Annotated in this window: 1 rRNA gene; it reads right to left on the reverse strand. The window is 55.5% G+C overall.

The features are described 5' to 3' along the window. Nucleotides 1-10 precede the first annotated feature (10 nt). Nucleotides 11-274 (reverse strand): 16S ribosomal RNA (locus AC6CHV_RS26420); the annotation flags it as partial.

Raw genomic sequence — 274 nt, forward strand, 5'->3', positions numbered from 1 at the left:
GTTTCCTTAGAAAGGAGGTGATCCAGCCGCACCTTCCGATACGGCTACCTTGTTACGACTTCACCCCAATCATCTGTCCCACCTTAGGCGGCTGGCTCCTTGCGGTTACCCCACCGACTTCGGGTGTTACAAACTCTCGTGGTGTGACGGGCGGTGTGTACAAGGCCCGGGAACGTATTCACCGCGGCATGCTGATCCGCGATTACTAGCGATTCCGGCTTCATGCAGGCGAGTTGCAGCCTGCAATCCGAACTGAGAATGGTTTTATGGGATT

It is taken from the genome of Ferdinandcohnia sp. GQ5 (assembly GCF_059759275.1).